The 12886-nt window shown below is 75.0% G+C and carries 11 protein-coding genes and 1 pseudogene; 9 read left to right on the top strand and 3 right to left on the bottom strand.

Annotated features, from left to right (window positions below):
• Window positions 1–114: 114 nt before the first annotated feature.
• A complete protein-coding gene (locus ACZ4K2_RS23080; RefSeq protein ID WP_467469241.1) occupies window positions 115–840 on the top strand; it encodes a dienelactone hydrolase family protein in 726 nt (241 codons plus the stop codon).
• Between the two features lie 265 nt (window positions 841–1105).
• Here ACZ4K2_RS23080 and ACZ4K2_RS23075 read toward each other — a convergent pair.
• Window positions 1106–1846, bottom strand: a pseudogene (locus tag ACZ4K2_RS23075) (peptidoglycan recognition protein family protein); the annotation flags it as partial.
• A gap of 301 nt (window positions 1847–2147) precedes the next feature.
• On the opposite strand from ACZ4K2_RS23075, the gene ACZ4K2_RS23070 reads away from it, so the two are divergent.
• Window positions 2148–3332, top strand: coding sequence for a MarP family serine protease (locus ACZ4K2_RS23070; protein ID WP_467469239.1), 1185 nt, complete (start codon window positions 2148–2150; stop codon window positions 3330–3332).
• 3 nt (window positions 3333–3335) lie between these two features.
• On the opposite strand, the gene ACZ4K2_RS23065 is transcribed toward ACZ4K2_RS23070, so the two are convergent.
• On the bottom strand, window positions 3336–3824 hold the full coding sequence (locus tag ACZ4K2_RS23065) for a GNAT family N-acetyltransferase (RefSeq protein ID WP_467469237.1): 489 nt from the start codon (window positions 3822–3824) through the stop codon (window positions 3336–3338).
• Between the two features lie 66 nt (window positions 3825–3890).
• Between ACZ4K2_RS23065 and ACZ4K2_RS23060 the strand changes: the two genes are divergently transcribed.
• The gene (locus ACZ4K2_RS23060; protein WP_467469235.1) at window positions 3891–4787 is read left to right on the top strand and encodes a TIGR01777 family oxidoreductase; all 897 of its coding nucleotides are present in this window, start codon (window positions 3891–3893) and stop codon (window positions 4785–4787) included.
• A 179-nt stretch (window positions 4788–4966) separates the two neighbouring features.
• Window positions 4967–6340: an NAD(P)/FAD-dependent oxidoreductase gene (locus tag ACZ4K2_RS23055; protein ID WP_467469233.1), complete on the top strand. Its 1374-nt coding sequence runs from the start codon at window positions 4967–4969 to the stop codon at window positions 6338–6340.
• A 373-nt stretch (window positions 6341–6713) separates the two neighbouring features.
• Here the strand turns inward: ACZ4K2_RS23055 and ACZ4K2_RS23050 are convergent, their stop codons facing one another.
• The gene (locus tag ACZ4K2_RS23050; RefSeq protein ID WP_467469231.1) at window positions 6714–8183 is read right to left on the bottom strand and encodes a regulator; all 1470 of its coding nucleotides are present in this window, start codon (window positions 8181–8183) and stop codon (window positions 6714–6716) included.
• Between the two features lie 240 nt (window positions 8184–8423).
• Between ACZ4K2_RS23050 and lipB the strand changes: the two genes are divergently transcribed.
• The 5 genes from lipB (at window position 8424) to ACZ4K2_RS23025 (ending at window position 12758) form a co-directional block, all read left to right on the top strand.
• Entirely contained in the window at window positions 8424–9221 is a 798-nt protein-coding gene (gene lipB / locus ACZ4K2_RS23045) for a lipoyl(octanoyl) transferase LipB (protein ID WP_467469230.1), read from the top strand.
• A gap of 116 nt (window positions 9222–9337) precedes the next feature.
• Window positions 9338–10303, top strand: a complete 966-nt coding sequence (gene lipA / locus ACZ4K2_RS23040) for a lipoyl synthase (protein ID WP_467469228.1) — start codon at window positions 9338–9340, stop codon at window positions 10301–10303.
• Between the two features lie 228 nt (window positions 10304–10531).
• A complete protein-coding gene (locus ACZ4K2_RS23035; protein WP_467469226.1) occupies window positions 10532–10753 on the top strand; it encodes an SCO2195 family GlnR-regulated protein in 222 nt (73 codons plus the stop codon).
• A 60-nt stretch (window positions 10754–10813) separates the two neighbouring features.
• On the top strand, window positions 10814–11515 hold the full coding sequence (locus ACZ4K2_RS23030) for a DUF4191 domain-containing protein (RefSeq protein WP_467469225.1): 702 nt from the start codon (window positions 10814–10816) through the stop codon (window positions 11513–11515).
• A 124-nt stretch (window positions 11516–11639) separates the two neighbouring features.
• Complete coding sequence (locus ACZ4K2_RS23025; RefSeq protein WP_467469223.1) at window positions 11640–12758, top strand: right-handed parallel beta-helix repeat-containing protein; 1119 nt, start codon at window positions 11640–11642, stop codon at window positions 12756–12758.
• Window positions 12759–12886: the final 128 nt, after the last annotated feature.

The following is a 12886-nucleotide window of genomic DNA, read 5'->3' as shown; positions in this document are numbered from 1 at the left end:
CGCACCGCGCGCCGGACCGCGGCGGGGTGGTCGCGGAGCACGCCGGAGGCCTGCCTTCTGCGGGCGGCAGAACACCGGCCCGACCGGGCTCGACGATCACTACAGTCCAGGCTCATGACGACGGTTACCACGCGCACGATCGCATACGCGGCCGACGGCCTGACGATGATCGGGCACCTCGCGCTCCCGGCCGGTGCCGACCGCCGGCCCGCGGTCCTGGTCGGGCCCGAGGGGATGGGGCTCAGTGACGTCGAGCGCCGCCGGGCCGACGCGCTCGCCGAACTGGGGTACGTGGCCCTGGCCTTCGACCTCCACGGCGGACGCTATCTGGGCGACCCCGAGGAGATGCTGGCCCGTTGCCTGCCGCTGCTCGCCGACCCCGACCGGATGCGGGGCATCGGCCGCGCGGCGCTCGACGTGCTCCGCGCCGAGCCGCGGACCGACCCGGCCCGGATCGCCGCCATCGGCTACGGCACCGGGGGCGCGATCGCGCTGGAACTCGGGCGCGACGGCGTCGACCTGCGCGCGATCGCGACGGTCAACGGACTGATCACGGGCCGGCCGGGCGAGACGGCGCGCATCCACTGCCCGGTGTGGGCCGGGGTCGGGTCGCAGGACCCGATCATGCCGCCCGCGCAACGGGAGGCGTTCACCGCGGAGATGCAGGCCGCGGGCGTCGACTGGCGCCTCACGGTCTACGGCGGCGCCCTGCACGCCTTCCATCACCCGCCGGTCGACCACACCGTGCTCCCCGGCGTCGGCCACCACCCGCGGCACGCGCGGCGCGCCTGGCGGGACGTCGTCGACCTGCTCGCCGAGTGCCTGCCCAGGACGGAGTGATCCCCTCGGACGGTCCCCGGGGCTAACCGGTGGCCGTCGGCTTCCCGGAGCCGCTCGCCGTACCCGTGCCCACCGGCTTCTCCTTGCCCACCGGCTTCTCCTTGCCCACGGGTTTCCCGGAGCCCGTCGGGGCCCCCGACGGCTCTCCCGATCGCGTCGGGGTTCCCGATTCCTTCGGGGTTCCCGATCCCGTCGGGGTTCCCGTGGGCGGGTGGGTTCCCGTGGGCGGACGGGTCCCCGTAGGCGGGCGGAGGCGTGTGGGGGGACGGCCCTGGAGGGCGGCGGCCCGTTCCCGGATGGCCGGGAGGAGGGCGCGGAGGGCCGCGCCGGGGCAGTCCGTCCGGAAGCCGTCCTGGTGGCCGGCGACGGCGGGCAGGGCGACGGCGGCGCCCGACCGGTAGCGGCTCAGGCCGCTGCTGGAGACGAGCCGGGTCCGGCCGCGCGGGTCGACGTCGCCCAGCCCGAGCTTCCAGGCGGTCAGGGCGACGATCGCGTCGGTCATGGCCCGGGGCACGGGGACGCCGGTAGTGAAGGTGCCGAGGGCGGCGATGCCCGCGGTGCGGCGGTTGAAGCCCTGGGCGTGCGCGCCGATGACGGCCCGGTCGACGCCCCCGGCGCGGCCCTCGTAGATGGTGCCGCAGCGGTCGACGAGGAAGTTGTAGCCGATGTCGTCCCAGCCCCGGGTGCCGGTCTGGCCGTCGTACAGGTGGCGGATGATGCTGGGCGCGTCGGCGCACGGGTAGCCGTTGGGCGAGTCGGTGTGGTGGAGGAAGACGGCGACGACCCGGTCGTCGTAGCGCGGCGGCGGCTGGGTGCGTCCGCCGGGGCGGCCCAGCCACACGGAGCGCGGCACGATCCGCGGCCGGGCCGCGCGGTGGACCGTCGGCGGCCGGGCCGCGGCGGCGGGACGGTCGGGGCGGGGCGCGACGGCCGCTCCCTCGACGGCACGGGCGCACAGCGCCAGGACGACCACGGCCAGTACTCCCGGCAGGTACCCGAGCGGCACGCGTATCGCGCGGAGTGTCCGTGCGGTACGCGTGTGCCGGGCCCCCGGGGCTTTACGGACGACACGCATGACCCCACTCTCGGGTCGCCCCGCCGCGCCCGCGATGTGCGCTGTGCCACCTGGTGGAACCATCGTCCCGGTCCGGGTCGTTTCCGGGGATACAGACCTGCGTGGCCGGATCCGCCGTCCGGTGGCCGCCCGGCCCGCGCGGGTGACCGGCGGGCCGGCGGCGTCCGGTGACGCCCCGTCGGCAGCGATCCGTACCGATCCGTGCCGAGGGGGCCGACAGAAAGGCTGCTCCGTGGACCTGCTCGATCTGGTGCTGGCGCTGGTGATCGTCCTCTACGCGGTGTCCGGGTACCGGCGCGGCCTGGTGGCCGGCTGTGTCTCGCTGGCCGGGTTCGTGGGCGGCGCGGTCGTCGGCGTGTGGGTACTGCCGTGGGTGACGGGCCAGGTGGCGCGCGGGTCGGCGACGGCGACGGTGCTCGCGGTGCTGACGGTGCTGCTGCCCGCGGCGGTGGGGCACGAGGTGGCGGGCCGGCTGGCGCTGCGGCTGCGCGGGGGGCTGGACCGGGGCCCGCTGCGGGTGGTGGACGGTGTGGGGGGCGCGGCCGCGAACGCGGTCGCGGTGCTGGTGGTGGCCTGGGTGGCGGCGAGCGTGCTGGCCGCGGCCCCGTCGGTGCCCCTGACGACGGCGATCCGGAACTCCACGCTGCTGGGCGCGGTGCAGGACGCGATGCCGCAGACCACGCCCGCGTGGTTCTCGCGGGCCACGTCCGCGCTCACCGAGGCGGGTTTCCCGCAGGTGTTCAACCCGTTCGAGAACGAGTCGACGGCGCGGGTGGCGCGGCCGGCCGGGGACAGCGTCACACCGGCCGCGACGGACGCGGCCCGGCTGAGCACGGTGAAGATCGAGGGCGCCGCGGGCACCGAGGGGCGTGAGGGCAGCGGGTTCGTCTTCGCGCTGGAGCGGGTGATGACCAACGCCCACGTGGTGGCCGGCATCGACCGGCCGGGGGTGCGCGTCGGCGGGGTCGGGCGGACGTACGGGGCCCGGGTGGTGCTCTTCGACCCGGACCGGGACGTGGCGGTGCTCTACGTGCCCGGTCTGCGCGCCCCGGTGCTGCGGTTCGACCCGGCCGCGGCGCGCGGGGACGCGGCGGTGGTGGCGGGCTATCCGCAGGACGGCGGCCTGAGCCTCCAGGCGGCGACGGTCGCGAGCCGGGTGCGGGCGACCGGCCAGAACATCTACAGCGACCGCACGGTCACCCGGGAGATCTACTCGGTCCGGTCCACGGTCCGGCCGGGCAACTCCGGCGGACCGCTGCTGACCACGGACGGCCGGGTGTTCGGGGTGGTCTTCGCCCGCTCCACCTCGGACGCCGAGACGGGGTACGCGCTGACGGCGGACGAGGTGGCGGGCGACGCCCGGCGCGCGCAGACGGCGACCGCCCCGGTGGACACCGGCCGGCTGGTCAGTTCCTGACGGTCACACGCGCCGGCCCATGGACACGTCGTCGACGTAGACGCCGTCGAGCAGGAACTCCCCGGGCTGCACCCCCTCGACGGCGAACCCCTCGGCCTCGTACAGGGCGCGGGCCGGGGCGTTGTGCCCGAGGACGCGCAGGGTCAGCCGCCGTGCCCCGCGGACCCGGGCCTCCCCGACGGCGGCCCGGAGCAGCGCGCGCCCGACTCCCCGCCCGCGCGCCTCCTCGGCGACGGCGAGGCCCTGGATCTGCAGGACGTGCGCGTTGGTGGCGAGCGGGGTGGGCCGGGCGAGGCGGACGTAGCCGACGACCCGGCCGCCCGCTTCGGCGACCAGGTAGTCCTGCGGGAGGTGGCGCTCGTCGAAGAACGACCCGTAGGGCGGCTCCGGCCGCGGGGTCACGGCGTGCAGGGTGGACCAGGTGGCCCGGTCGAGGGCGGCGAGTGCGTCCTCGTCGTCGGCCACGGCTGTGCGTATGTACGGCTCCGGCATGACGATCACCCTACGGCGGACGGCCGGCGCGTCCCATCGGGGTGCGCGCCGGGGCATGCTGGGGCCATGGAGCGTATGCGAATCGCCGTGGCCGGCGCGTCCGGGCTCATCGGCAGCGCCCTGGTGCGGTCCCTGACCGCGGACGGGCACGAGGTGGTACGGCTGGTGCGGCGGGCGAGTGAGGGACCGGGAGAGGTCTGCTGGGACCCGGAGCGGCAGTACGTCGACGCGGCCGGGCTGACCGGGTGTGCGGCGGTGGTCGATCTGGCCGGGGCCGGGATCGGGGACCGGCGCTGGACGCCGGCGTACAAGCGGCTGCTGCGGGACAGCCGGGTGCTGGGCACGGCCGCGCTGGCGGAGGCGGTGGCCGCGCTGCCGGAGCCGCCGCGGGTCTTCGTCAGCGGCAGCGCGATCGGCTTCTACGGCGACACCGGCGACCGGGTGGTGGACGAGGACGCCCCGCCGGGCGACGGCTTCCTGCCCGGGCTGTGCGTGGAGTGGGAGGAGGCGGCGGCGCCCGCGCAGGAGGCGGGGGTGCGGACGGTGTTCCTGCGCACGGGGCTGGTGGTGGCGCGGGGCGGCGGGGCTTGGGGGCGGCTGTTCCCGCTGTTCCGCGCGGGGCTCGGGGGCCGGCTGGGGGACGGGCGGCAGTACTGGTCGTACATCGCGCTGCACGACGAGGTCGCCGCGATCCGCCACCTCATCGACGGGGACGACCTCGCCGGGCCGTTCAACCTGACGGCACCGCGGCCGCTGACCAACGCGGAGATCACGGCGGCGATGGCGCGGGTGCTGCGCCGCCCGGCGCCGTTCGCGGTCCCGGCGCCGGTGCTGCGGGCGGCGCTGGGCGAGATGGCCGGGGACGTGCTGGGCAGCCAGCGGGTGGTGCCGAAGCGGCTGCTGGAGTCGGGGTTCCGGTTCGCGTTCCCGGGCATCGACGACGCGATCCGTGCGGCACAGTGAGCCGGATGACAACACCGGCGAACAGAAGTGACCGTATGCGACCTCCATGCGACCGTGCCCTGTTGATGCGCGACCCCTACTGACCGATCGCGGCCCTACTCTCGTCCCGAACTCCGGTATCCCTGGGGCCCGTCGGGGAGGGACGTCCCCAACGGCCGCGCAACCACAGGAGGGGCCTCGTGCTTGAGCCCGCGTACCAGGTGGACGTTGTCATCGTGGGAGCCGGAGTCGCCGGCCTCTCGGCGGCCCATCGGCTGACCAGCGCAGGAGTCACCACCGCGGTCCTGGAGGCCGCCCCGTACACCGGCGGCCGCATGTCGACCGAGAAGGTCGACGGCTTCCGGCTCGACCGCATCGGGCAGTTGCTGACCACGTGCCGTCCCGAACTGCGGCCGGCGCCGGGGCTGGACGCGCTGAGCGTGCGCCGGTTCGCACCGGGCGTCCTGCTGCACCGCGACGGGCGCACCCAGCGTGCGCTCCCCCCGGCGGGGGGCGGGAGCGCACGGGGCGCACGCGGCGCACTGCATGTGGTGCGCGCCCTCGCGAACGCCCCGCGAAACACGGCGGCCGTGCCGGGACGGACCGCCGCGCCGGTGGGCGGCGCGGTGGACCAGGCCAGGCTCGGCGCCGCGCTCGGCCGGATCGCGTCGACCCCGGTCGAGCGGATCCTGGCCCGCCCCGAGCTGCCGGCCGCGCAGGCGCTCGCCCGGCGGGGGCTGCCGGCGCGCACCGTCGACGGCTTCCTGCGCCCGCTGCTCGCCGCGCTGCTGTCCGACCCGGAGCTGACCACGTCCAGCCGGTGCGCGGACCTGGCGCTGCGGGCCTTCGCCGGCGGCCGGCTGTGCGTGCCGGAGGGCGGCGCGGAGATGCTGCCGGAGCTGCTGGCCCGGGCGCTGCCGCCGGGCACCGTGCACACCGGGGTGCGGGTCACCTCGGTGTCCACCACCTCGGTGGCCACCGCCGAGCACGGGGTGATCCGCTGCCGTGCGGTGCTGCTGGCCACCGACGCGCGGGCGGCGGCGGAACTGCTGCCGGGGCTGCGGGTGCCGGACTTCCACCCGGTGACCGTCCTGCACCACACCACCGACGACACCGCGGTGGCCTTCCCGACCGGCACCTCGCTGCTGCTGGACGCCGACCGGGGCGGCCCGGTGGCGCACACGGCGGTGCTCAGCAACGTGGACCCGAGCCGGGTGCCGGCCGGCCGGGTGCTGATCTCCTCCACGGTGCTGGGCCGGCCGCCGGAAGGCGTCGACACCGCCGTGCGCATCCACCTCGCGCGGCTCTACGGCACCTCGACGCGCCGCTGGGAGACGCTGGCCGTGCACCACACCCCGGAGGCGGTCCCGGTGATGCGCCCGCCGCACGACCCGCGCCGGCCGGTACGGCTGCTGGCGGGGCTGTACGTCTGCGGCGACCACCGGGACACCGGCACGGTCCAGGGCGCCCTGCACTCCGCCCGCCGGGCGGCCGCGGCGATCCTGACCGACCTGGGCGCGGCGGGCTCGATGCACGGCGCGGACCCGGCCCCCACCCTGCCCCGAGCGGCCTGAGCCCCCGTCACACGCCCGGCCAGGACCGTCCTCCGGGCACCCGACGGCCCCACGTCCGGCACCACACCGCCGCCACGGTGAACCCCCCGCGCCACCCGGTCGGGCCCCCACACTCCCCCGGGCGGCGCGAGGCCCCACCGCGCCGCCGACCACGAGAACCCTCCGGGCACCCGACGCGACACCGGCCGGTCGCTGCCGTCGCGCACCACCCGGGCCCGGGGCGGGCGTGCGGCACCCCTGGCGCGCACCGGCCCCACCAGCCCACGCCCAGACACACGACGGCCCCGAACCGGCCCCTAACCGCGACGCGCCCGCACCCCGGCCCGGCACCACCGGCGCGGGCGGAAGCCGGGGCGCGGGCGTGGACGACGGGTCAGCCCAGGGCGGCGACCTTTTCCCGGTACCCCCGTACCGGTGCCGCGTCCCGGTAGGGCTCCAGGCGGCGTTCGAAGTCCCGCACGTACTCCACCGCGCGGGCGGACCGCATCTCCGCGGCCTGTCCGGCGGCCTCCGCGGCCAGCGCGCACGCCAGGTCGAGTTCGCCGAGGCCGAGCCGGGCGGTGGCGAGGACGACCCGGCAGAACAGCCGGCTGCGGGCGTGACCGGCCCCCCGCAGCTGGAGGGCGCGCTCGGCGTGCTGCGCGGCGGCCCGGTACTGGTGGAGGTCCCGGTGGCAGTGCCCGAACTCGTCGGCGAGCTGCGCCGCGTCGAAGAACCCGGCCCAGTGCGGCACGTCGTCGCCGGGCCGGGCCGCGTCCAGGGCGCGCTCGGCCCGGACCAGCGCGGCGGTGCACGCCCGCACCTCCCCGAGGACCCCGTGCGCCCGGGCCTCGGAGGCGTGCAGCAGCGCCTGCACGACCGGCGGCGCGCCGGTGCCGACGCCCTGCTGGGCGACCCGGGTGAGCTGGACGGCCTCCCTGCCGTGGCCGAGGTAGACGGCCTGGCGGCTCATGGTGACCAGGACGTAGGAGCCGTACGCCCGGTCGCCGGCCGCCTGGGCGAGGCGCAGGGCCTGCACGAAGTAGCGCTGGGCGAGCCCGTGCGCGGCGATGTCGTACGACGTCCAGCCCGCGAGCCGCGTCAGGTCGGCGGCGGCTCCGAACAGCCGGCGGCCGGTCTGCTCGTCGTAGCTGCCGCGGAGCATCGGCTCGCACTCGTGCTCCAGGTAGCGCACCAGCGCCTGGCGGGCGTGGCCGCCGCCGAACCTGTCGTCGAGGGTGCGGAACAGCTCGCCGACCGAGCGCAGCGCGGCGATGTCCCCGCCGCCCACCCGGTGGCCGGAGGCACGCCCGGCGTTCCCGCGCACCCGGGCGGCGAGCGCGGGCCCCTGCTGCGGCTGGGACCTGGCCCCGCCGGGCCGGCCCTGCGGCGGCACCCGGGGCGCGGGCTCGCGGGCCACCCGGTCGTCGGCCTTGCCGATCAGCCAGTCCCGGCTGGGCACGACCAGCCCGGCCGGGGTGAAGGCGATCTTGCGCAGCTCGGCGTGGCTGCCGGAGTCCTTGCGCCACAGCCCGCTGACGATGTCGACGGCCTCCTCCGGGGTGGCCGCGAACTCCAGGCCCGCGTACACCGGTGCGCAGGCGTCCAGGCCCAGGTCCTGGGCGGTGAGCCGGCGCCCGAGCCGGCGGGTGAACACCTCGGCGATGAGGGCGGGGGTCGTGCCCCGCGGCTGCTGGCCGCGCAGCCAGCGGGTGACCGAGGTCTTGTCGTATCTGAGGTCCAGCCCGTGCTCCAGGCCGAGCTGGTCGACGCGACGGGCCAGACCCGCGTTGGAGAACCCCGCTTCTGCGATGAGCGCGGCGAGCTGGCGGTTGGGGGTGCGCTGCGCGGGTCGGTCCGTCATCTGCGGTGCGGTCTCCTGCCTTCCGGGCCTCTGATGTGCCCGGATTGCCTTTGAGCAGCCCTTATGGCCTCACGAACGGCGCGAATGTAGCGGAGAGTGAGCAGACGATCGCACGCTTCCCCGACCATTCATCCGATCGTGTGAGGAACGCCCTCGAAGCTGACGTACGCCGGTCGGACGTACAGTGGCGTGGGCGCGTCACGCGCCTGACACGCCGGTTCGCTGAGGGAGGCGCTTGCCGTGAGTGAGTTGCGGTTCGTCCGCATGGGGTTCGGCGCGCAGGCCGTGGACTACCAGGTGGCCTGGGACGAGCAGCGCCGGGTGCACGCGGCCCGGTTCGCCGACGAGGTCCCCGACACGGTGATCCTGCTGGAGCACCCGCCGGTGTACACGGCGGGCCGGCGCACCGCGGACAGCGAGCGCCCGCTGGACGGCACCCCCGTCGTCGACGTGGACCGCGGCGGCAAGATCACCTGGCACGGCCCGGGCCAGCTCGTGGGGTACCCGATCCAGAAGCTGCCCCGCCCGGTGGACGTGGTCGCGCACGTGCGCCGCCTGGAGGAGGCCCTCATCCGCACCTGCGCCGACTTCGGCCTGGAGACCACCCGGATCGAGGGCCGCAGCGGGGTGTGGGTGCTCGGCGACCCGGTCGAGCGGCGGCCGGCGCTCGGCGGGCTGTCCCTGGACTTCGACCCGCGGCTGGCCGACGAGGAGTTCGACCCCCGCCTCAACGGCCCCGAGTACGCCCCCTCCAACGCCGGCCAGCGCCGCGAGGACCGGAAGATCGCCGCGATCGGCATCCGGGTCGCCAAGGGCGTCACCATGCACGGCTTCGCCCTCAACGTGAACCCGGACACCAAGTGGTTCGACCGGATCATCCCGTGCGGCATCCGCGACGCGGGCGTGGCCTCCCTCGCCGACGAGCTGGGCCGGGACATCACCATCGAGGACGTCCTGCCGGTCGTCGAGCGGCACCTGGCGGACATCCTGGAGAACGCGGACCTGAGGCCGCGGGAGATCGACAGGGCGACCGCCTGACCGCGGGCCGTCCGGGAATGCGCCCCGCGTCCGCGAGGTTGGCCTGGGCGGCAGGGCGCGAAGAGCACGGGCGTACCCTGGTGTGCGCCGAGGAATCAGAGCTTAGGGAGCCGGTCGTGTCCGCAGTCGCACCCGACGGACGCAAGATGCTGCGCCTGGAGGTCCGCAACAGCCAGACCCCCATCGAGCGCAAGCCCGAGTGGATCAAGACCCGGGCGAAAATGGGCCCCGAGTACACGAAGATGCAGAGCCTCGTGAAGAGCGAGGGGCTGCACACGGTCTGCCAGGAAGCCGGCTGCCCGAACATCTACGAGTGCTGGGAGGACCGCGAGGCGACCTTCCTCATCGGCGGCGACCAGTGCACCCGGCGCTGCGACTTCTGCCAGATCGACACCGGCAAGCCCGAGGCGCTGGACCGCGACGAGCCGCGCCGCGTGGGCGAGTCCGTGACCACCATGGACCTGAACTACGCCACCATCACCGGCGTCGCCCGCGACGACCTGGCGGACGGCGGCGCCTGGCTGTACGCCGAGACGGTGCGCCAGATCCACGCCCAGACGGCGGACCGCGCGGACGGCCGTACCAAGGTCGAGCTGCTGGCCCCCGACTTCAACGCGGTCCCCGAGCAGCTCGCGGAGGTCTTCGAGTCCCGCCCCGAGGTCTTCGCGCACAACGTCGAGACGGTCCCCCGGATCTTCAAGCGGATCCGCCCCGGCTTCCGCTACGAGCGCTCCCTGAAGGTCATCACCGAGGCCCGCGACTTCGGCCTGGTGACCAAGTCGAACCTGATCCTCGGCATGGGCGAGACCCGCGAGGAGGTCGGCGAGGCGCTGCGGCAGCTGCACGAGGCCGGCTGCGAGCTGGTCACGATCACCCAGTACCTGCGCCCGTCCGTGCGGCACCACCCGGTGGAGCGCTGGGTCAAGCCGCAGGAGTTCGTGGAGCTGAAGGAGGAGGCCGAGCAGATCGGCTTCTCCGGTGTCATGTCCGGCCCGCTGGTGCGGTCCTCGTACCGCGCCGGGCGCCTGTACCGGATGGCCGTCGAGAAGCGCGGCGCGTACGTCGCGGCCCAGGCGGTCTGAGCCCAACGTGTGAATTCCCGCACAAGAACCTACCGGCCGGTAACAGCCGGCTCGACGCGGTCCTGACCGTCCTCGCTGATGAGGGCGTCCGTCAGGGCCGCGTCGGCGTTCCGGCGCCGCGCACCGGGCTTTCACCCGTGTTTGACCGGTCCGACATGTCCTGGTAACACCGATCAGTGACCCTGGTGTCACACCCCGCATCTCCACCGCTCCGAGGGGACCCCGATCATGCAGGCCGCGCCCGTCTACGACGTCTCGCCGAAGGTCACACGCGCCACCGCCATCCCGTCCTTCACCACCGCCCTCCGCGCCGTCGAGTCCCTGCTGATGAGCGGCGGCCAGCGCACCGCCCGCCGCAACGCCTGGAACTCCGTCCTGGAGGACCGCCGCCGCGCGAGGGCCCGGGTCGAGGCCCAGCAGGTCCTGGAACGGGCCGCCACCCGCTCCTGACGGCCGTCCGCCGGGCACTGCCGTCGTCCCGCGCTCCCTGGGCCACGTAGACTTCGTGGCATGGCGAGGAAGGAACCCGCGGCGGACGCCGCGAATGCCGGGCGACTGAAGCAGATCGCCCTCACGTACAAGATGACCCGGAAGGCCGACAAGACGATCGGCCTCGTACTCGCGGCCGTCGCCATCGGCACCCTCGGTGTCTTCCTCGCGATCGGCTTCCTGATCGGCCACCCGGTCTACCTGGGGATCTTCGGCCTGCTGATCGCCCTGCTGGCGGCGGCGATCGTGTTCGGCCGCCGGGCCGAGCGGGCCGCGTTCGGCCAGATGGAGGGCCAGCCGGGTGCGGCGGCGGCCGTACTGGACAACATCGGCCGCGGCTGGACGACGACTCCGGCGGTGGCGATGAACCGCAGCCAGGACGTGGTGCACCGGGCGGTCGGCAAGGCCGGCATCGTGCTGGTCGCCGAGGGCAACCCGAACCGGGTGAAGAGCCTGCTGGCCGCCGAGAAGAAGAAGATGAACCGCATCGTCGCCGACGTGCCGGTGCACGACGTGATCGTCGGCAACGGCGAGGGCCAGGTGGAGCTGAAGAAGCTCCGCACGACCATGCTGAAGTTCCCCCGTGTGCTCGCCGGCCCGCAGGTGACCGCCACCAACGACCGGCTGCGGGCCATGGGCGACCTGATGAGCAACATGCCGTTGCCGAAGGGGCCCATGCCCAAGGGCATGAGGATGCCGAAGGGCGGCCCCCGGGGCCGCTGACCGGCCCGCCCCACTCGTTCCGAGCGCCCCCACGGGGGCGCTCCGGCGTTTCCGGGCCCGCTGACACGCCGCCGGACGGAGCATCCGGCCGGTAATCAGCTCATGCGCTCCTAGCCTTCACGGTGTGACAAAACGCCAAATTACGTACCTCGCGTGCACCGCCACCCTCGTCGGTGCGTTCCTCGGCACCACCCCCGCGTCGGCCGCCCACCACACCCTCGTGGTGCGTCCGGGCCAGTCGATCCAGAAGGCGGTGGACGCCGCCCGGCCCGGCGACACCGTGATCGTGCTGGCCGGCACCTACCGCGAGAGCGTCACGGTGAAGACCTCCGGGCTGACCCTGCGCGGCGTGGGGCGGAGGACCGTGCTCCAGCCTCCCCCCGGCACCACGGCCGCGTCCGGCACCAAGGCCGCGTCCGGCACCGGGGCCTTTGCCGGCCGGGCCGTCGTCCCCACCTGCCGTGAGGCGGGCAACGGCATCTGCGTCGTCGGCGGGAAGGACCGGGCGCTCACCGACGTCACCGTCGCCGACCTGCTGGTCACCGGCTTCGCCAAGACGGGCGTGTGGGCCATGGGCACCGACCGGCTGACCGTGAAGCGGGTGACCGCCGACGGCAACGGCCAGTGGGGCATCGCCCAGGAGCACTCCACCCGCGGGGTGTTCCGCTCCAACACCGCCCGGCGCAACGGGGACGCGGGCCTCTTCCTCGCCAACAACGTGAAGGCCGAGGAAGGCGCCGCGGACAGCCGGGGCACCCGGGTCACGGGCAACCACCTGGAGGCCAACCGGATCGGCCTGACCGTCCGCCGGCTGCGGGACCTCTCCGTCACGCGCAACCACGTCACCGGCAACTGCACGGGCGTGTTCGTCGTCGGCGACGAGAACAGGCCCAAGGCGGGCGCCCTGACCGTCAGCCGCAACCTCGTCGAGCGCAACAACAAGTACTGCCCCAAGACCGCCCGGCTGCCCTACCTCCAGGGCTCCGGCATCGTCCTGACCGGCGTCGAGAACTCCCTCGTCACACGGAACACGGTCGTCGGCCACTCCGGCGCGTCCCCGCTCTCGGGCGGCATCGTCCTGTTCAAGAGCTTCGTGGGCGCCACCAGCGACCGGAACCGGATCACCGGCAACCGGCTGGCGGGCAACTCCCCCGCGGACCTCGTCAACCAGGAGGCCGCCAAGCACGGCAACGCCTTCGACGGCAACGCCTGCCGGGCCTCCCGGCCCGCGGGCCTGTGCTGACCGGACGGCCGTAACCCGACCCACGCACGGACCGACCCACGCACGGAAGGAAGGCGGCACATGACCGCACCATCCCCCTCGCTCCCGGCTCCGGCGGAGCAGGGCGCACCCCCCTCCCCCCTGCCGTC

The sequence above is a fragment of the Streptomyces sp. NPDC025833 genome (genome assembly GCF_055558055.1).
Note: the sequence above shows the minus strand (reverse complement) of the source record. Positions and strands in the feature narration are given on the sequence as shown.

Coding starts and splice junctions, on each gene's coding strand:
- ACZ4K2_RS23080 (WP_467469241.1), top strand. CDS start 115: ATGACGACGGTTACCACGCGCACGATCGCATACGCGGCCGACGGCCTG.
- ACZ4K2_RS23065 (WP_467469237.1), bottom strand. CDS start 3,824: ATGCCGGAGCCGTACATACGCACAGCCGTGGCCGACGACGAGGACGCA.
- ACZ4K2_RS23060 (WP_467469235.1), top strand. CDS start 3,891: ATGGAGCGTATGCGAATCGCCGTGGCCGGCGCGTCCGGGCTCATCGGC.
- ACZ4K2_RS23050 (WP_467469231.1), bottom strand. CDS start 8,183: ATGACGGACCGACCCGCGCAGCGCACCCCCAACCGCCAGCTCGCCGCG.
- ACZ4K2_RS23035 (WP_467469226.1), top strand. CDS start 10,532: ATGCAGGCCGCGCCCGTCTACGACGTCTCGCCGAAGGTCACACGCGCC.
- ACZ4K2_RS23030 (WP_467469225.1), top strand. CDS start 10,814: ATGGCGAGGAAGGAACCCGCGGCGGACGCCGCGAATGCCGGGCGACTG.